Origin of the sequence: Streptomyces sp. NPDC001822, from assembly GCF_042892135.1 — a bacterium.
GTDB lineage: Bacteria > Actinomycetota > Actinomycetes > Streptomycetales > Streptomycetaceae > Streptomyces.
This window is the reverse complement of the sequence record NZ_JBIATW010000003.1, coordinates 67,856-86,081: the sequence shown is the minus strand read 5'-3', so window position 1 is coordinate 86,081 and position 18,226 is coordinate 67,856. Positions and strand designations below refer to the sequence as shown.

Genomic DNA, 18,226 nt, shown 5'->3' with positions numbered 1-18,226 from the left:
AGGGCGGCGCCGTCCTCGTGGCGGGCCAGCAGTTCGCCGCGCTGCCCGGGCAGGTCGACGCGTGCGGAACCGATGGTGCACCCCCGGTGGAGAGGCCCGCTCGTACACCCCCGGCGTACGGCCTGCCGACGGTCGGCAGCGGCGTGTCGATCATACGGGCGGGCCCTCGCCCCGGAGCGGGCGCACCCGGGAGAGTGCTCACCCGAATGGCGTAACGGGGGTGGCGGGTCCGATATCTGCCCCGATCGGGGGGCCACCGCCCACCCCGGATGGCCCGGGCCGCTCGCCGCCCGGCCGGGAGGTTGCAGCGTCCAACCGGGTGAGGCGCGATGGAATCCGGACGCGCCTCCCCTGCTGGACCCACCTTCAGGACGCGCCCGGGCGAGGAGGAATCGGCATGGGAGCCGCCGACGGTTTCACGGATTCCGGAGAGCTCGACGGTCTGACCGTCTTCGACAGTGACGGCGAGAAGGTCGGCACGGTCGGGCGGGTGTACGTCGACGACGACACCGGAAAGCCGGACTGGATCACGGTCAAGACCGGCATGTTCGGCATGAAGGAGAGCTTCGTGCCGCTCGCCGGAGCCCGGCACGTGGGCTCCGACCTGCACATCTCGCATCCGAAGGAACGCGTCAAGGAAGCCCCTCGGGTGGACGCCGACGCGCACCTGTCCGTCGCCGAGGAGGAGGAGCTCTACCGGCACTACGGGCTGACCAGGAAGGGCGTGGCCGCGGGCGGAGACGCGCGCACGACGTCCGGGACCGGCACGGCGGCCATGGGCGCTGCCGGGGCGGCTGGTGCGGCCGGGACCGCCAAGGCGGGTCAGGCGAAGACCTCCGGCACCACGGCCGGCATGGGCGCGGGCGGCGGCAGGCACCGCGACATGGACACCTCCTCGACGTCGCGTCCGCTCGCGGGAGCCGGGGCCGAGCGCGCGGCCGCGGGTGCCGGCGGCCGGGAGGAGATGATCCGCTCCGAGGAACAGCTCCAGGTCGGCACGGAGGAGTACGAGAGCGGCAGGGCCCGCCTGCACAAGTACGTGGTCACGGAGAACGTCACCAGGACGGTCCCCGTGTCGCACGAGGAGGTCCGTCTCGTACGCGAGCCCCTGCGGCCGGGCGAGAAGACGACGGGCACCAAGGACCTCGGCGAACAGGACGTCGAAGTCACCCTCCACGCAGAGCGAGCCACCGTCCGCAAGGAGGCGGTCCCTGTGGAGCGGGTCCGTCTCGAGACCAGCAAGGTCACCGAACAGAAGGAAGTCTCCGCCGAGATCCGCAAGGAGAAGATCGACTACGCGGACGGCAAGGACGACATGGGCAGCGGCAAGGACATGGGCGGCGAGTTCGGCCAGGGACGTCGTCGCTGACCCCCTCACACAGCGGCGACCGGCCGCGCGGCAGCAGCGAGGGGCGGGCCCGGGAGGTTCACGGGACCGCCCCTTCGCCGTGCCCGCGCGGACCGGGCACCTCCGCCCGCCGGCGCCCGGGTCAGGGGCGAGGGCGCGGGCGAACCGATTCGCCGCGGTGGGCCGGCTGCTTCGCGCACCGGCGCGACAGCACCGAGACCGTCCCCCAGTAGGCCAGCAGCACGGCGCGGAGACCGAGGATCTCCAGGCTCTCGCCCAGCCGTCCGCGTGCCGCGTGGACGGCGTTCACCGGGCATCCGCCGGGCCGGTGTGCCACGGTGCCCCGGGGTCGTCGTACGCATCGGCGTAGTCCGCTCCCGCGATCGGCCAGTCCGCCAGCAGTTCGGCCGGCAGCGCGAAGGCGTCCGCCAGTTGCGGGGCGTGCGCGGCGACGGCCGCGATCAGTTCCTCCGTGGTCTCCGCGAGGGACTCGACCTGAGCCGGGCTCAGGAATCCCGCGGCCAGCAGGTCGCCGCTGTTGCGGGCCACCCACTCCACGGCGAACAGCCGCTCCAGCTCTCCCACGCGGTCCCTGGCCTCACCGTCGGGCAGCGCGCGGCGCGCGTCGGCGTACGCCTCGGCGGCCTCCCGGTACGCGTAGGCGTCCACACCGCGCAGGGCCGGTCCCGCAGCCGCGTTCCACCGGCCGAGGGCGTCCGCGTCGGGGGCCCGCAGCGCGCGTGCCCTCGCCCTGGTGAACCAGATGTCCTCCACGGCCGCCAGCAGCCGCCCGAGGAAGCGCGGGTCGTCCAGATCGCCGGACTCCGCGTCCTCGGACCGGTCCTCCCCGGAGGCGGTGGCGGTGGCGGTGGCGGTGGCGGTGGCGGTGGCGGTGGCGGTGGCGAAGAGCATGTCGGCGGCGGCCTTCGTGTACAGGGCGATGTTGTCGCCCTCCGCCGTGATGGCTCCCTCCACTCCGGTGACCAGCTCGGTCATGCCGTTGTTCTCCAGCAGTGCCTGTGCGCCGCAGCGTTCGCGGCTCTGCACGATGACCTCGCGGGCACGCCAGGTGATCCAGGCCTTGGAGACGTCGACGAGCCGGACGGCCTCGGCCCGGTCCGCCTCGCCCGTACAGGCTTCCCACCGGTCGTGCGCCCTGCGGTGCAGCAGGCTCATGGCGAAGACCGTCGCCATGGCCGAGGCGAGCGGGCCGTGGTGGGTCCGGTGGGCGTTGACCGGCACGGGCCGGGTGCCCCGGGAGCCGGGGATGAGCCGGTGGCCGCCGTAGCGCACGGCGACCGCCAGGGTCGCGCGGGCCGAGCCCGCCGCGCAGGCGCTCAGGGCGATCCGGCCCGGGGTGACCCGTCCGATCGCGGTCAGGAAGCGACGCCGCCTGTCCCCCGGCTCCGTCCTGAACTCACCCCGGGGGCCGTCTCCTTGGTCGTCCCCGAGCAGTGCGTCCCGTGCCACGAACAGCCGGTCGAAGGATGTCAGGCAGTGGTCCACCGGGCTGCCCATCCGGGCCGGCAGCCGCCGCACCCGGACGCCGGGCAGTTCCCGTACGTCGTCGGTGAGCCGCACCAGGAAGAGGCGTACGCCGTGGTCGGAGCCGTCGGCGAGCAGCCGCGCGGCGACCAGCCCGGACTTGGCGCCGCCCGCGGGGCTGGTGTTGGGCATGAACTTCTGCGCGCCCGCGTTCGGCGTGTGCAGGACGAACCCGTCGCGCGCGCGGTCGTAGGTGGCCGTGGTCTCCATCGCGGCGGCGTTGTTGCCGTGCGCGACCTCGGTGCAGAGGAAGGTGCCGATGCGCCGCATCGAGAGGTGGTCGGAGAGGTCGCGGCGGCCTGCGGCGTCGTGGTCGAGCAGGCTGCCGAGGAAGAGGTTGTAGTGGATGCCCGCGACGGTGGTGAGCGCGGGGTCCACGGGACCGAGCCAGGCGTGCAGGGCCGAGAGCGCCCGGAGGTCGGCGGCGAGACGCGCGCCGTTGTCGAGTGAGCGGTTGAGGATCCGCAGGCGCTCGTAGGCGACTTCCAGGCGTTCGCCGGGTGTTCCCCCGGCGGGGCGGCGGAACGGTTCTGTGCTGATCAGCCGCTGCCAGAAGCCGTGTTCACGGCGGAAGTCCGGACCGAGGAGGACGCCGGTCAGCAGCTCGGCGGTGGATGGCGGGGCGGTGTCGGTAAGGGTCGCGGTCATACCGAGTTGAACGACCGGACCACGGGGAGGACACCCTGTCACCCGGGGGCAGTCACGCTGGTCAGAGCGGCTGCCAGCTCCCCACGGTCGGGGGGCAGCGCACCGGCCCGGCCGACGGTCACGGCGGCGGAGGCCACGGCGTGGCGGAGCACGTCACCGAGGACCGCGGGATCCAGCGGCCGGAGCCGTGCGCGCCCCCGCGCGCCGAGCAGCCCGTGCGAGGCGAGGGCGTGCAGCGTGCCGGACATGAAGGCGTCACCGGCACCCACGGTGTCCTCGATGCGGACGGGCGGCGCACCGACGCGCACCACGGTGTCGGGCAGGAACGCCAGCGCACCCTCGGCGCCCATGGTGAGCAGGACGACGGCCGGTCCGGAACGCGCCCAGCGGGCCGCGGCGTGCTGGGGAGTCTCGCCGGGGTACAGGCGGCGCAGGTCCTCGTCGCTGGCCTTGACGACGTCGCTGAGCGCGACGAAGTGCTCGGCGCGGCGCACCGCGTGGGCGCGGTCGCCCATCAGCGCGGGCCGCACGTTGGGGTCGTAGCTGACGGTCGCCGTGGCCCGGAGGCCCTCCACGAGGTCCAGGACGGTGCCCGCGCCGGGTTCGAGCCCGGTGGCGACGGACCCGGTGTGCACGTGCTCGGGCGGCTCTCCCGGCCGGTCCACGTGGCCCAGCGTCCAGGTGATGGCGAAGGTGTAGGCGGCCCGGCCCTCGTCGTCGAGTTCGACCGTGGCCGCCGCGGTGGGCGCCCCGCTCCCGTCCGTCAGGACCCGCACCCCGGCCGACGCGAGGTGGTCCCTGATCAGGCGGCCGTCGGCGTCGGGGCCGAGCTGGGTCAGCAGTGTGGTGTCACGGCCCAGTCGCGCCAGCCCGTACGCGACGTTCGCGGGGCTGCCGCCCGGGTGGGTGCGGTCCGGCGCGCCCGGCGTCCTGACGATGTCGGCGACGCATTCGCCGATGACCAGCAGGGCGGGACTGTCGGGCATGGGCGGCGGGTCTCCTGTGGGGGGACGCGGGCGGCGGTGCCCGGCGGGAAACGGCGGTCAGGGGTCGGACTGCCGCCGATTCTGCCCGGTGCCCAGGAGCGTGCCCGACCAGGGGGTCGCTCCGGCGACCCGGGACCGGCGCTCAGGAGGAGGCTCCGCGCCCCTCGTCCCCGTACCGCTTCTCGAACTTCGCGACCTGGCCCTCGGTGTCGACGACCCTGGCCTTCCCGGTGAAGAACGGGTGGCTCTCCGCGGAGATCTCGACGTCGATGACCGGGTAGGTGTTGCCGTCGTCCCAGTCGATCGTCCGGTCGCTCGACGCGGTGGACCGGGTCAGGAAGGCGTACCCGGCGGAGCGGTCGCGGAAGACCACGGGACGGTACGACGGGTGCTTGTCCTGCTGCATGCCTGCTCCTCGGGGTACGGGGATCTCGCGTCCCGGTCTCTCGGCCCAGCCTCCCGAACGGCGGGGCGCGGCGCGATCCGGGGCGTCCGTACGGAGCATCCGGCCGCCCGCGCAGGGAGCGTGCGGCCGGCCGTCGGGCCACCGGCTCAGCCCGTCTGCTCCAGGGCGTCGGCGACGAGCCCGAGGAACCGCGCGTGGGCGCGGGGGCTGCAGAGGGGTTCCGGGTTCCACGGCACGGTCCGCACGTCCGGGGCGGCCGCCCGCCACGCGGGTGCGTCGATCCCGGCGAGGGGCACGGCGTTGGACCGGATGTCCGCCAGGACGACGTCGGGCTCCAGGGACGCGGCCTCCGCCCAGGCGACGGTCGCCCAGTTGACACCGGCGCCTTCGGGCGGGGACACCAGCCCCACACCCAGCTCCGCCAGCACCCGCAGCTCCGGCCACATCCGCGGGCGCGCGACATAGGCCTGCTCCCGGCCGGCCGGCGAAAGGGCCAGCACCCGGGCTCCGGTGGGGGAAAGGGAACGCGCCACGGCGCGCAGCCGCTCGCGCGCCGCTTCCAGGCCGCTCGCGGCGTCCGGGTCCGTCGAGCCGCCGAGCGAGCGCGCGAGACCGGCGAACCGCTCGCTGACGCGGTCCAGGGTGCGTGCCTGCCCGACGTCGATCACGACGACCGGGACGCTCTCCTCCAGGTGCTTGGCGGTGTCGGGGTCCAGACCGTAGAGCTGGCCGTGGCCGTAGCTGACGGCGACGACGAGGTCGGGACGGCCGCGTAACAGCGTGTCGACGTCCAGGTCGTCACCGGCGCCCCGGTAGTCGACGGCGTCCAGGGGGAGACCGCCGGCCTTGGCGCGGTCCGGCTCGGGACCGTCGTGTCCCGAGCCGAAGATCCCCTCCGGGTGGACACCGTGGTCCCACAGCGTCGCGCCCGCCTGTATGTACGCCAGCACCCTGGACGGACGGCGGTCCGCCACCGCCAGCCGTCCGCGGTCGTCCTCGAAGCTCCACCCGCTCTGCTCGGCCATGCCGTCTCACCCCTCCGGACGGGCGGCCTCGGCGCTCTCCGGGGCTCGCCACCCACTACCTGCCCAGCCCGCCGGTTCCACACCCTCGGTGGAGCGCCCCAGATAGGTGAGCGGCCCCGGGCCGGGGACGTCGATCACCTGGAAACCCAGGCAGTCGTAGAAGGCCCTGGCCGGGGTGTTGGCGGTCAGCATCGACAGGTGGACGGCGGGCACTCCCCTGCCGTGCAGGGCGTACAGGAAGGTCTCCATCAGTCCTCTGCCGTAGCCCTTGCGCTGCCACGGCGGCAGCAGGTCGATGTGCAGGTGCGCGGGGTACGCGTCGAGCTCGGGGACAATCATGCGTTCGGGGCGGTACAGGAGGGCCGTCATGGCCTCCGTGGGCGAGTGCGGCTCACCCCCGGGCTCCGGGAAGCGGTCCCTCACCCGGGGCAGCCAGATCTCGCGGAATTCCTCGGCGAAGCGCCGGGTGTCCGCCGTCCCGAGGACGTAGCCGACCGCCCGCCCCGAGCCGTCGTCGAGGACGAAGGCCAGCTCGGGTTCGAGGTGGGCGTACGGCGCCGCGAAGAGCGCGGGCATCAGCCAGGGGTCGGGGTGGAGGTGCCGGGAGTCACCGCCGTTGTCGGCCGTACGGACGCAGATGTCCGCCAGGGCCTCACGGTCAGCGGGTCGGTAGGACCGTATGTGCGCTGCCTCGGTCATGGGCCGCATCCTTCCTGCCTGGGAGCGCTCCCACAAGGGCCCGGAGGCCTGTCAGGACGCCTCACCCTCCCGGGGGCGGGCCGTACGGGCGAGCTCGACGTTGAACTGGGCGCCGGTCAGGAGGGAGAGGTTCGCGAACCAGATCCAGATCAGGAAGACGACCAGACCCGCGAGGGAGCCGTAGAGCCTGCTGTAGCTCCCGACGTGGGTCGCGTAGAGGGCGAAGCCCGCCGAGGCGACCAGCCACAGGGCCGCCGCGAGCACACCGCCGGGCAGCCCCCGGCGCACCCCCCGGGCGGAGCGCGGGCCGGTGTTGAAGAGGACCACGATGAGGCAGGCGACCAGACAGAGCAGCACGGGCCACTTGAGAGCGGCCCAGAGCGTCTCACCGGCCTGCGCGAGACCGATCCGGCGGCCGAGCCACCGGGCGAGGGGCCCGGTGAGCACGAGGGCGAAGGCGCTGGCCATCAGCAGGACGAGCAGTCCGACGGCCGAGGCCACGATGATGTGTGCCTGGCGCAGCGGGGGCCTGGTGTCCCTCACCTGGTGCATGGCGTGCATCGCCCGCCGGAAGACCGCCAGATAGCTGGACGCCGACCAGACGGCGCTCACACTGCCCGTGGCGACGAGCAACCACACCGCGGTGCGCTCCTGGGTGGCCGCCTCCAGGGGCCGGCGCAACGCCGCGCCCGACTCGGCCGGTGCGATCGCCGTGATGTCGGCGATCAACGCGTTGGTCGCTCCGGGGTTCGCCAGGCCGATGACGGAGACCGTGACCAGGAGCGCGGGCAGCAGCGCGAGGATCGCGTAGTAGGTGAGGGCCGCCGCCCAGTCGGAGATGTCGTCGTTCCACAGCGAGACGGGCGTCCGGCGCAGAGCGGTGCGCCATCGCCACGTCGTCGCGGTGCGCCCGCCCGTGCGCGGCGGGTGTTCCGCGAGGGGGGTGTCGGTCCTGCTGGGCACGCGGATTCTCCGGGGGACGTAGGAGGAGCGGAGGAGCGGGAGGGCCGGGCGTCGTCACGGATGGTCCGACGACCCGGCCTTCTCCCTTTCTCTCATGCCTCGATCCCGCGGGTGTACTCCAGGCCGGCTCAGACGTTGACGGCCGTGAGCAGCACCACCGCGTCCTCCAGGGCCAGCAGCCCGTGCCGCTCCTGGGGGATGGGGTGGAGCCGTCCCTCCGCCAGCTCCACGTCCCCGGAGGCGGCGGTGATCCGCACGGCGCCGCGCAGCACCTGCAGCGACGCGGCGGGCGGCGCGTTGTGCTCGTCGAGGGCGGAGCCCTCGGTCAGCGCGATCACCGTCTGCCGCAGTGGCTCCTGGCGCAGCAGCAGGTGCGCGCTGCGCCCGTGCGCCGCGGTCCGGGCCGCGGACAGGTGCTCGTCGGCGAGAGCGTTGAGATCGTCCATACGACCACTGTGCCGCAGCCTCCGCTCCCCCGCTATCCCTCCTTGCGCAGCCAGGCCGCGGTGTCGGGCGGCAGCATCCCGGAGGCGTCCAGCGGGGCGCTGGTCAGCAGGAGCGTGTCGTGGTCGGGGAGTGCCACCGGGTCGTGCGAGAGGTTGACGACGCAGATCAGGCCGTGGGTGCGCGCGAACGCCAGGACGCCCGGCTCCGACGGCAGCCAGTTCAGCCGGCCGTCCGCCGTCTCGCCGGGGGCGGCGGCGAAACCCGGTTCGGCGCGTCTCAGCCCCAGTGCCCTGCGGTAGAGACTGAGCATGGACCCGGGGTCGGTGCTCTGCGTGTCGGCCGCGTACGAGGGCCAGGACTCCGGCTGCGGAAGCCACGGCTCCACCGTCGAGCCGAAGCCGGCGTAGGGCTCGCCGGCGGACCACGGCAGGGGCACGCGGCAGCCGTCACGGCCGGGGTCGACGCCGCCCGAGCGCAGGTGCATCGGGTCCTGGATCCGCTCGCGCGGGATGTCGGCCTCGGGCAGGCCGAGCTCCTCCCCCTGGTAGAGGTAGACGGCCCCCGGCAGCGCCAGTGAGAGCAGGGCGGCGGCACGCGCCCGCCGGGTGCCGAGCTCCGGGTCGGTGGGCGTGCCGAAGACCTTGGCCGCGAAGTCGAAGCCGGTGTCCTCGCGACCGTAACGGGTGACGGTGCGGGTCACGTCGTGGTTGCACAGCACCCAGGTGGCGGGGGCGCCGACCGGGGCGTGCTCGGCGAGCGTGTCGTCGATCGAGGAGCGCAGGAGCCCGGCGTCCCACGGGCAGGAGAGGAAGGTGAAGTTGAAGGCCGTGTGCAGTTCGTCGGGGCGCAGGTAGCGGGCGAAGCGCTCGGAGTCCGGAAGCCAGACCTCGCCGACGAAGATGGCGCCGTAGGCGTCCGCGATGGTGCGCCAGGAGCGGTAGATGTCGTGGAGCTCGTCGCGGTCGATGTACGGGTGCGGGTCGACGCCCTCGGTGAAGTCGGGCAGTGCGGGGTCCTTGGCGAGCAGGGCCGCGGAGTCGATGCGTACGCCGGCGACACCCCGCTCGAACCAGAAGCGGAGGACGTCCTCGTGTTCCTGACGGACCGCGGGGTGCGCCCAGTTGACGTCGGGCTGGCCGGGAGCGAACAGGTGCAGGTACCACTGGCCGTCGTCGAGCCGGGTCCAGGGTGTGCCGCCGAACTCGGAGACCCAGTCGTTGGGCGGGATCTCCCCGTGTTCGCCGCGTCCCTCACGGAAGTGGAACAGATCGCGTTCGGGGCTCCCCGGTGCGGTGGCCAGAGCCGCGCGGAACCAGCTGTGCCGGTCGGAGACGTGGTTGGGGACGATGTCGATGATGGTGCGGATGCCCAGGTCACGGGCTTCGGCGATGAGCTTCTCCGCCTCGGCGAGGTTGCCGAAGGCGGGGTCGATGGCGCGGTAGTCGGCCACGTCGTATCCGCCGTCGGCCAGCGGGGAGAGGTACCAGGGGGTGAACCACAGTGCGTCCACGCCCAGTTCGACGAGGTAGGGAAGCTTCGCCCGGACGCCCGCGAGGTCGCCGGTGCCGTCTCCGTCGCCGTCGGCGAAGCTGCGTACGTAGATCTGGTAGATGGCGGCGTCGCGCCACCACGGTGCGGTGGCCTCGGTCGGACGGATGGCTGCCACGTGACGTTCCTTTCGGGCAGGAGGTACTCCGCCCCCGGCCCGGACACGGGGCGTCGGATGGTGGGCCGGAGGCGGAGTGCTGGTGGGAGGCGGTGGTTCGGAGGGGGCGTCAGCCCTTGAGGCCGCCCGCGGTGAGGCCGCTCATGATGTTGCGCTGGAAGAGCAGGAAGATGAGCAGCGTCGGCACCGACGCGATGGTGAGCGCGGCGATGAGGACGTTGAGCGGCACTCCGTTGGACAGCGAGTAGATGCCCACGTTGAGGGTCTGCTTCGCCGGATCGGGGAGGGTGAGCATGGGCCAGAGGAAGTCCTTCCAGACCCCGACCACCGCGAAGATGGACACGACTCCGAGGATCGGCCGGGAGATCGGCAGCACGATGCTGCGCAGGGTGCGCAGCGGCGAGGCGCCGTCGATGGCGGCGGCGTCGAGGAGTTCGCCCGGGATCGAGTCGAAGAACCGCTTCAGCAGGAAGATGTTGAAGGCGTTGGTGACCGACGGAAGCCAGATCGCCCAGGGCGAGTTGAGCAGGTTGCGCTCGAAGATCGGCACGTCGAGGACCGTGAGGTACTGCGGGACCACGAGCACGGTCGCCGGGATCATCAGGGTCGCGAGCATCATGCCCAGGATGACCTTGCCGAAGACCGGACGCAGCTTGGACAGCGAGTAGGCGGCCGCCACGTCGAGGACCAGCTGGAAGGCGAGCGCCCCGAACGCGTAGTACAGGGTGTTGAAGAGCAGCTTGGACAGGTCCATCACGGTCCACGCCTGGGAGTAGTTCTCCGTGTGGACCGACGACGGGAAGGCCGTCGGCGGGCTCTGCACGACCTCCTGGGTGGCCTTGAGGCCGCCGGTGACCATCCAGTAGAGCGGGCCGAGGAACACCAGGGTGAAGGCGGCGACCACCAGGGCGAAGACGATCCAGTAGACGGCCCTTCCGCGGGGGCGGCCGAGCTGGGCGGGTGAGATCAGGGTCCGCTGGCGGCCCCGGTCCATGTCCCGGCGCCGGCCGGCCCCGGCTCCGCGGGTCCCGCGCCGGGAGACAAGCGTGTTCGATGCCATCGTCGTGCTCCCGTCCTAGTCTTCGCTGCTGCGGCTGAGGCGTACGTACACCGCGGAGAAGCCCGCGAGCACGATCAGCAGGACGAGTCCGAGGGCCGCCGCGCTGCCGTAGTTGTTGAAGTTGAAGGCGTACTGGTAGATGAGGTAGACGACGGTGGTGGTCGAGCCCTCGGGGCCGGCGCCGTTGGTGAGCAGGAACGGCTCGGTGAACACCTGCATCGTCGCGATGATCTGCATGAGCAGCAGCAGGGACAGGATGAGCCTGGTCTGCGGGATGGTGACGTGCCAGATCTTGCGGAGCAGTCCGGCGCCGTCGAGTTCGGCCGCCTCGTAGAGCTCGCCGGGGATCCCCTGGAGGGCTGCGAGGTAGATGAGCGTGGCCCCGCCCATGTTCATCCAGGTCGACGCGATGACGACGGAGAGCATGGAGGTGTCGGGGTCCTGGAGCCATTGCAGGGCCGGCAGGTGCAGGAACTCCAGGATGCGGTTGAAGAGCCCGTAGCCCGGGTCGTAGAAGTACTTGAAGAGCAGTACCGACGCGACCGGGGGCAGCATCACGGGCAGGTAGACGAGCAGGCGCAGATATCCCTGTGCGTGCCGGAACTCGTTGAGCACCACGGCGACGACGAACGGGACCGCGAAGCCCAGGACGAGGGCCAGCACCGTGAAGAGCAGGGTGTTGCGCCATGCCTGCCAGAACGCCGGGTCGTTGAAGACGTAGGTCAGGTTGGACCAGCCGGCCCAGGTGGTTCTGCCGTTCTCGGTCTTCTGGAAGGCCAGAACGAATTCCCTGACCATCGGATACCAGGAGAAGAAGGAAAAGCAGAGCACCGCTCCGATCAGGAAGCCGTGTGCCGAGATGTTGCGGCGCACGGCGCGCACGAACTCCTCGCGGGTGGAGTCCGGCCCGGTGGGGCGCTGGTGGTGCCCGGGTGGCGGCGCGCTCGCCTTCCCGGTGGACAGGGTGGGGGCCGACATGGTCTCTCCTCGGTGCCGGTGCAGTCGCTCGCGGACGGACGGTGCGGGGCCGGGCCCGCCCGGCCCGGCCTCCGCACGTCCGTCACTGGTTCGCCAGAACCTGGTTGACCTGCTGCTCCGCGGTGTCGAGCAGCTTGTCGATGTCGGCGTCCTTGTTGGTCAGGACCGCGGACATCGCGTTGTCGAGGATCTTGTAGATCTCCTGGGCCTTCGGCGGCTCGGCCTTGCCCGGGACCGGGTTGTCCATGAAGGCCTTGAAGTTCTGCACGGGCATCGTGGCGTTGGCGGCGCGGTCGGCGTCGTCCTTCGTCTTGCTCTCACCGGTGAAGAAGTTCGGCTGCGGAAGTCCCACGGGCAGCGCGTCGGCCTTGGTGCGGGCCCACTCGAACTGGCCCTTGCCGGGGGTGAGGTTCTTGAAGTTCAGCCAGGCGACGGCGGCCTTGATCTTGTCGGGCGAGCAGCCCTTCTTGATCATGTAGTTGTTGCCGCCGAACAGCGTCCCCTGGGCACCGGGAATCGGGCCGAGCCCGAAGTTCTCGTACTTCGCGCCGAGTTGCTGCACCATGTAGGCGATGTCGTCGGGTGCGGCGAGGAACATGCCGAGCTTGTCGGTGGATATCTGCTTCTGCAGATCGCCCCACTTCAGCAGCTGGGTCCTGCCCATGCTGTCGTCCTTCCAGCGCATGTCGTGCAGTTGCTGGAGGACCTGCTTGCCCTTGTCGTCGTTGAACGCCGCCTTCTTGCCGCTCGCGTCGACGACCTCCCCGCCCAGGCCGTACTGCGTGGCCGTGAAGTGCCAGCCGCCGTTGTTGCCGGCGCTGTACTCGCCGAAGCCGGCGATGCCCTTGCCGAGGGCGGCGATCTTCTTGCTCGCGGCGCGGACGTCCTCCCAGGTGGCCGGCGGGGTGTCGGGGTTCAGACCGGCCTGCGTGAACAGCTTCCGGTTGATCATGAGACCCATGGTGTAGTTGCTGGTGGGCAGCGCGTACAGCTTGCCGTCCTTGCGGGCGACGTCGAGCACCTGCGGCTGGATGTCCTTCAGCGCCGGGACCGAGGTGTCGTTGACGTAGGCGGAGATGTCCTCCGCGCCGTCGTTGTCCAGCACCTGCTGCAGGTCGGTGAAGTACGCGTAGAACACGTCGGGCTGCGACTTGCCCTTGAGCATGGCCGTGAAGCGCGGCGGCTCCAGGCACTGGCCCGGCGTCGACTTCCCGTCGATCTTGACGTTCGGGTACTTCTTGTTGAACGTCTTGACGTCCTCGTTCCACTCGCGCAGTTCGGCGGCCTTCGCGGCCGGCGGCATGCAGTCGATCGACAGCGTGACCTCGGCCTTCGGGTCGAGCGGCGCCGACGGGTCGGACGAACCGCTGCCGGAGTCGTCGTTCCCGTCGCCGCTGCTGCTCGTGCCGCAGGAGGCAAGGGCGGTCAGGGCGAGCGCGGTGACGACGGCGGCCGCGGAGGCACGGCGGGTACGGCGAATCCCAGCACTTCTCATCGGTGGTCCCCTTCGGGCATGAGCACGGTAGGCCCCGGCCGACTCTCTGCGGGGGCGCGGCACACTCAACCACTGGCGACATGTGAACGCAATATCTCGCGCAGATTTCGTAAATGCTTGACATCCCTCCGCATGCGGCGCACGGCGGAGTGGAGGCGCCATGACGTCGCACGGGGGCCCGCACAGGACCTCGGAGTGACCGTCACGGCGGCGGCGACGGCGGCCCGAAGGGCCCCAGGAGGCCGCCGGAGGCCCGCACGGGAGCACCCCGGAACGAGGGGGCGGATCCGCCGCGGAACCACGGCACACGGCCGGCCAGGGCCACGCACGCGCACCCCCGAACAGCAGTCGGACACCGCAGGGCGGGCGGATCGCCAGGTGCCCGGCAGCCGCTCCGCCGGGACGCGGCCGGCCCGCCCGTGGGCCGGCCGGAGGCCTCCACGGGGGGCATGGCGGGCCCCACTGCCGCAAGAGACGGACTTCCAGCTGCAAGGCGGTTACGCGGACGGGGCACCTCCGGACACTCCCGGAAGTACCCCGCCCACACGGCCTGCGCGTCCCCCTACGGGTTGATGTTGATCTTGAAGGAGGGGGTGGTGTTCTTCACGTCCTGGGCGTTGCCGCTGAGCTTCAGCCCGTTGAACGTGACCTCACCGACGGCCGGCCCCTGGCCCGCCTCCGGCATCTCGTTGGCCCACAGCCCGAAGCCCGACTTCGCGTCGAAGGCGTCGCCGCTCTTGCGCGCGCCCGTGATGGAGATGTCGGTGAGCACCGTGTCCTTGATGGGGAACTGCGGCTGGCCTCCCACGTAGTTGGTCTGGAACATGATCCCGCTGTACGTCGGGTCGACGATGTCCACGTGCGAGATCCTGATGCCCTGGAAGACCTTGGAGGCCGAGAACAGCCAGATCCCCGGGAAGGTCTGCGACCCCCAGAAGTGGCCGCCGGACCGGATGACCGACACGTTCTCGATCGCGGTGGGCCCGGTCCCGAATCCGTTCATCGGGTAGCCGAAGTCCAGCGAGCTGACCGTGATCCCGGAGTACACCAGGGTGTCGGCGATGAGGATGTTGCGGAAGGTGTTGTCGTAGCCGCCGTACACGGCCACACCCGCGGCCCGCCAGGTGAGGATGGACGTGAGGTTCTCGTAGACGTTGTTCTTCATGTCCGAGCCGCCGGAGTCGATCGCGGAGAACAGCGCGAAGCTGTCGTCGCCCGTGGCCCGTGCCTCGTTGTTGGTCACGTGGTTGTCCGTGGAACCGTTGGTCATGTTGATGCCGTCGGCGAACATGTTCCGGATCCGCGAGTTCTTGATCGTGACGTTGTCGGTGTTGGCCCCCCAGTAGAGGCACACCATGTGCTCGTTCCAGATGTTGTCGATCACGATGTCGGAGACGTTCGAGAAGTCGAACACCTTGCCGGGACCGTCGATGCGGGACGTGTAGTTGCCGAAGTACGCGAAGTTCGAGAACGACGAACCCTTCGCACTGGCCTCCGCACGGAACCCGATGTCGGTGTTGTCCTGCGTGGACGGGGCCCGGAACCGGGTGAACCAGGGCCCGGCACCGACGACCTTCACGGCCTTGCCGTAGACCTGGAACTTGCTGGCCGTGGAGTAGTCACCCGCCGGCAGGTAGACGCCCACGAGGGTCCCCGTGGTGTCCATGCGGACCTTGTCCAGGGCGTTCTGGACGTCCTGGTGGGTGAAGCCGGCCGGCACCGTGTAGGTCGCCGGGTCCGGATTCGCGACCTGGGACACCTGCTCCAGGCTGACGAAGTCGATCGCGTAGCTGCTGGTGTTGGCCGCGTCCTTCTGCAGGCGGATCCTGCTGCCCGCCGGGACCGTCTTGCCCAGCATCACGTTGGCCTCGTCGTAGATGTGCCGGGGCGCGCCGGAGCCGGGGTCGTTGCCCGGGGCCGTCTCGTTCCCGTACAGCCAGGCGTACTTCGAGGTCAGGTCGATCGCCTTCAGGAAGGTTCCGTCGACGTAGACGTTCAGCTTCGAGTCGGTTCCGCCGCCGCCCGCCGAGTCGGGGATGGAGAAACGGGTGACCAGGGTGTTGGTGGTGGCCCTGGTGGTGAACTCGACGTACTCACCGGTGCTGTTCAGGGTCACCGCCTTGCGGCCGGACGCCTCGCCCGCGATGTCGCCGACGGTCCTGTTGGGGCCGACCACCTTGGCGCCGCCACCCGTGACGCCGTCCTCGGCCTCGTACATGTCGTACGGCATGTTGGCGCCGCGTCCGACGAACAGCGACTGCGTGCTGGTGTTGTTCGCCCGCTTCACCGGGAGTTCGTTGGCGTCGTCGGCGAGCACCACCTTCACCGTGTAGGAGCCGTTGACGGCCGTCCACGTGCCGAGCGAGACGGGTGACGTCGTCGCACCTGCCGCGATGGCCCCGTTGTGCGCACCGGTGAGTGTCTTCACCGTGACGCCCTTGGAGTCGGTCAGCGTCAGGGTGATGCCGTGGCTGCCGCTCGCGGACGCCACCGAGCCCTGGTTCTTCACGGCGACGGAGAACGTGACCGTGTTGCCGTTCGACGGGGCCGAGGGCGAGGTCGTGACCGCGCTCGCGACGAGGTCCGAGCTGGAGACCGGCTTCACGACCAGCGGAGAACCGGCGGTGAAGGCGTTGTTGGTCTCGTTCTGCTCGATGATCTCGCCCGCCGGGTCCACGACCGCGCCCAGCGTGTAACTGCCCGCGTCGCGCGCCCCGATGGAGGCGGTGACCTGGGCGGAGGCGCCGGCCGCGAGAGCGCCGACCGAGGCGGTGGCCACCTTGGAGCCACCGAGCTGGAAGTCCAGCTTGCCGGCCGGGGACGCGATCGCGCCCGCGTTGCGGACGGTGGCAGACAGGGTGATGGCATCCGACTCGACGGGGGCCGAGGGCGAGGCGCTGACCGCCGTGACCTGCAGGTCCGGGTTGGGAGCGGGTGCGCCCAGCACCTGGAACTCGGCGACCTGGCCCGCGCCTGATCCGGTGTTGGAGGTGAACTTCAGCTGGACGTCGGCCACCCGGGCGGTGACCGGGATCGTCACCGTGTTGCCGGTGGCGGGGCTGAACGCGTAGTCCTTGGCGGCGGCCAGGCTGGTGAACGACGTGGCGTCCTGCTCCCGCCCGAGCACCTGGATGTTCTGGGTGCGCGCGCCCCAGCTGCTGTCGGGGTTGAGCTTGACGACGACGCTCTCGGTGTCGGCGTTGGCGCCCAGCTTGACGGTCAGGGTGTTCGGGTAGCTGCCGCCGGCACCTTCCCAGTAGGTGGTGAGCGAGTTGTCGTTGGCGTTGGCCGCGACGAAGGTATGCACCACCGAGGAGGCCGTGATCGGCTTGGAGACGGCCAGGTTGGAGGCGCCGCTGGTGGAGCCGTTGCGCGTCACGGTGTTGCTGGCGCCGGATATGTTGCCCGCCGCGTCCTTGGCCCTCACCACGTAGCTCACGGTGGTGGCCGCGGACTGGGTGTCGGTGTAGGCGGTGACGTCGCCCGCCACGCTCTTGCGCAGCACGTTGTTGGCGTAGATGTCGTATCCGGTGACGGCCTTGTTGTCCGTGGACGCCTGCCAGGTGAGCCTGATCTCGCCACTGGCCGGCTCGGTGAAGGCCAGGCCCGACGGTGCGGTGGGCGCTTGCGTGTCACCGGAGTCGCCCGTGCGGGTCACGGTGTTGCTGTTGCCCGACACGTTGCCCGCCGCGTCCCGGGCCCGCACGTAGTACGAGACGCTCTCGCCGGCGGGACGGGTGTCGGTGTAGGTGGTGACGCCGCCGGCCACCGAGGTCAGCAGGGCACCGCCCGCGTAGATGTCGTAACCGGTGACCCCGGTGTCGTCCGAGGACGCCTGCCAGGTCAGCCTGATCTGCCCGGTGGCCGGCTCGGTGTACGCCAGACCCCCGGGGGCGCTGGGCGCCTGCGTGTCACCGGTCGCCGGGCCGTAGATCTCCAGTTCCGAGAGCTGCGCTGCGGGCTGGACGGAGTTGGCGGTGACGAGGACCCGCACATACCGGGTGGTGGTCGCGTCGAAGGAGATGGTCGCCGCCTGGCCGCCCGCCGCGTTGAAGGCGTAGGCCCTGGACGCCGTCAGGTCGGTGAAGTCCGAGCCGTTGGCGCTGCCCTGGAGCTTCAGCGTCTGCGTCCGCTCACCCCAGCCGTCGGGGAGCCGGAGCACCACGCGGTCGACCCGGACCGAGGAGCCCAGGTCCGCCTGGATCCACTGCGGGAGCGCGTTGTTCCTGCTCTCCCAGTAGCTGGCACGGTTGCCGTCGTTGCCGTTGGAGGCGACGTAGACCTCGGTGTAGCTGCTGGCGGTGAGCGTCCGGCCCGCGGCGAGGTTGGCCGACGACTCCCCGGCGGCACGGACCTCGAGCTCGGAGAGCTGGGCGTTCTGCCAGCCCGTGTTGGCCGTGATGTTCACCCGCACGAACCGGGTCTGCGTGGCCGGGAAGGAGATCCGCACCTCGTTGGAGGCGCCGGGGCTGAAGGTGTACGCGGCGGACGTCTTGAGCGTCGAGAAGCTGGTGCCGTCGGCGCTTCCCTGCAGCGACAGGGTCTGCTGCCTGCTCTCCCAGCCCGCGGGGAGCTTCAGCCTCACCTCGTCGACCCTGGCGGTGGAGCCGAGGTCGGTCTGCACCCACTGCGGGAGCGCGCCGCCCGTGCCCTCCCAGTACGTCGCCTGGTTGCCGTCCGTCACGTTCCGGGCGACGTACTCCCCGGCGCTGCTCGCCGCCGCTGGGCGGCCCGAGGCGATGTTGGGTCCGTCGGCGGCCGACGCGGTGAGCGCCGGCCATCCGATCATCAGAAGACTGGTCGTGACCACGGCGGAAAGGGCCCGCAGTCTCCAGCGTTGGGCTCTCATAAGTCCCCGATCTTCGGCCTCGGCGCGGGACACGCCGAGAGCGCGGCTCTGTCTGTGCGGTTCATTGACGCTTGTTTCTGCATCTACTCAGCTCTGTTTTGCGTAGAGCGG

Annotated in this window: 14 protein-coding genes; 1 reads left to right on the top strand and 13 read right to left on the bottom strand. The window is 71.1% G+C overall.

The window, feature by feature from the left end; translation table 11 throughout:
- The first annotated feature begins 397 nt into the window (after nucleotides 1-397).
- A complete protein-coding gene (locus ACFYY2_RS08390; RefSeq protein WP_388738817.1) occupies nucleotides 398-1,369 on the top strand; it encodes a PRC and DUF2382 domain-containing protein in 972 nt (323 codons plus the stop codon).
- A gap of 121 nt (nucleotides 1,370-1,490) precedes the next feature.
- On the opposite strand, the gene ACFYY2_RS08385 is transcribed toward ACFYY2_RS08390, so the two are convergent.
- The 13 genes from ACFYY2_RS08385 to ACFYY2_RS08325 all read right to left on the bottom strand — a co-directional run bounded on the left by ACFYY2_RS08385 (nucleotide 1,491) and on the right by ACFYY2_RS08325 (nucleotide 18,115).
- Entirely contained in the window at nucleotides 1,491-1,658 is a 168-nt protein-coding gene (locus tag ACFYY2_RS08385; RefSeq protein WP_388738815.1) for a hypothetical protein, read from the bottom strand.
- Nucleotides 1,655-3,541, bottom strand: coding sequence for an acyl-CoA dehydrogenase (locus ACFYY2_RS08380; RefSeq protein ID WP_388738813.1), 1,887 nt, complete (start codon nucleotides 3,539-3,541; stop codon nucleotides 1,655-1,657). The genes ACFYY2_RS08385 and ACFYY2_RS08380 overlap by 4 nt, the downstream gene beginning before the upstream one ends.
- A 38-nt stretch (nucleotides 3,542-3,579) precedes the next feature.
- Nucleotides 3,580-4,527, bottom strand: coding sequence for a carbohydrate kinase (locus tag ACFYY2_RS08375; protein WP_388738811.1), 948 nt, complete (start codon nucleotides 4,525-4,527; stop codon nucleotides 3,580-3,582).
- 142 nt (nucleotides 4,528-4,669) lie between these two features.
- Entirely contained in the window at nucleotides 4,670-4,933 is a 264-nt protein-coding gene (locus ACFYY2_RS08370; RefSeq protein WP_384059518.1) for a type B 50S ribosomal protein L31, read from the bottom strand.
- 146 nt (nucleotides 4,934-5,079) lie between these two features.
- Nucleotides 5,080-5,958, bottom strand: a complete 879-nt coding sequence (locus tag ACFYY2_RS08365; RefSeq protein ID WP_388738808.1) for an ABC transporter substrate-binding protein — start codon at nucleotides 5,956-5,958, stop codon at nucleotides 5,080-5,082.
- Between the two features lie 6 nt (nucleotides 5,959-5,964).
- The gene (locus tag ACFYY2_RS08360; protein ID WP_388738806.1) at nucleotides 5,965-6,657 is read right to left on the bottom strand and encodes a GNAT family N-acetyltransferase; all 693 of its coding nucleotides are present in this window, start codon (nucleotides 6,655-6,657) and stop codon (nucleotides 5,965-5,967) included.
- Between the two features lie 51 nt (nucleotides 6,658-6,708).
- Nucleotides 6,709-7,620 carry a YihY/virulence factor BrkB family protein gene (locus ACFYY2_RS08355; RefSeq protein WP_388738804.1) on the bottom strand — a complete coding sequence of 304 codons (912 nt, stop codon included), beginning with the start codon at nucleotides 7,618-7,620 and terminating at the stop codon, nucleotides 6,709-6,711.
- A 128-nt stretch (nucleotides 7,621-7,748) separates the two neighbouring features.
- Entirely contained in the window at nucleotides 7,749-8,066 is a 318-nt protein-coding gene (locus tag ACFYY2_RS08350) for a cupin (protein WP_388738801.1), read from the bottom strand.
- 32 nt (nucleotides 8,067-8,098) lie between these two features.
- Entirely contained in the window at nucleotides 8,099-9,733 is a 1,635-nt protein-coding gene (locus ACFYY2_RS08345; RefSeq protein WP_388738799.1) for a glycoside hydrolase family 13 protein, read from the bottom strand.
- Between the two features lie 109 nt (nucleotides 9,734-9,842).
- Nucleotides 9,843-10,793: a carbohydrate ABC transporter permease gene (locus tag ACFYY2_RS08340; protein ID WP_388738795.1), complete on the bottom strand. Its 951-nt coding sequence runs from the start codon at nucleotides 10,791-10,793 to the stop codon at nucleotides 9,843-9,845.
- Nucleotides 10,794-10,808: 15 nt separating this feature from the next.
- Nucleotides 10,809-11,771: a carbohydrate ABC transporter permease gene (locus ACFYY2_RS08335; protein ID WP_388738793.1), complete on the bottom strand. Its 963-nt coding sequence runs from the start codon at nucleotides 11,769-11,771 to the stop codon at nucleotides 10,809-10,811.
- Nucleotides 11,772-11,853: 82 nt separating this feature from the next.
- On the bottom strand, nucleotides 11,854-13,266 hold the full coding sequence (locus ACFYY2_RS08330; protein WP_388738790.1) for an extracellular solute-binding protein: 1,413 nt from the start codon (nucleotides 13,264-13,266) through the stop codon (nucleotides 11,854-11,856).
- 562 nt (nucleotides 13,267-13,828) lie between these two features.
- The gene (locus ACFYY2_RS08325; protein ID WP_388738787.1) at nucleotides 13,829-18,115 is read right to left on the bottom strand and encodes a discoidin domain-containing protein; all 4,287 of its coding nucleotides are present in this window, start codon (nucleotides 18,113-18,115) and stop codon (nucleotides 13,829-13,831) included.
- Nucleotides 18,116-18,226 lie beyond the last annotated feature (111 nt).

Coding starts and splice junctions, on each gene's coding strand:
- ACFYY2_RS08365 (WP_388738808.1), bottom strand. CDS start 5,958: ATGGCCGAGCAGAGCGGGTGGAGCTTCGAGGACGACCGCGGACGGCTG.
- ACFYY2_RS08380 (WP_388738813.1), bottom strand. CDS start 3,541: ATGACCGCGACCCTTACCGACACCGCCCCGCCATCCACCGCCGAGCTG.
- ACFYY2_RS08350 (WP_388738801.1), bottom strand. CDS start 8,066: ATGGACGATCTCAACGCTCTCGCCGACGAGCACCTGTCCGCGGCCCGG.
- ACFYY2_RS08335 (WP_388738793.1), bottom strand. CDS start 11,771: ATGTCGGCCCCCACCCTGTCCACCGGGAAGGCGAGCGCGCCGCCACCC.
- ACFYY2_RS08330 (WP_388738790.1), bottom strand. CDS start 13,266: ATGAGAAGTGCTGGGATTCGCCGTACCCGCCGTGCCTCCGCGGCCGCC.
- ACFYY2_RS08390 (WP_388738817.1), top strand. CDS start 398: ATGGGAGCCGCCGACGGTTTCACGGATTCCGGAGAGCTCGACGGTCTG.
- ACFYY2_RS08375 (WP_388738811.1), bottom strand. CDS start 4,527: ATGCCCGACAGTCCCGCCCTGCTGGTCATCGGCGAATGCGTCGCCGAC.
- ACFYY2_RS08325 (WP_388738787.1), bottom strand. CDS start 18,115: ATGAGAGCCCAACGCTGGAGACTGCGGGCCCTTTCCGCCGTGGTCACG.
- ACFYY2_RS08340 (WP_388738795.1), bottom strand. CDS start 10,793: ATGGCATCGAACACGCTTGTCTCCCGGCGCGGGACCCGCGGAGCCGGG.
- ACFYY2_RS08360 (WP_388738806.1), bottom strand. CDS start 6,657: ATGACCGAGGCAGCGCACATACGGTCCTACCGACCCGCTGACCGTGAG.
- ACFYY2_RS08370 (WP_384059518.1), bottom strand. CDS start 4,933: ATGCAGCAGGACAAGCACCCGTCGTACCGTCCCGTGGTCTTCCGCGAC.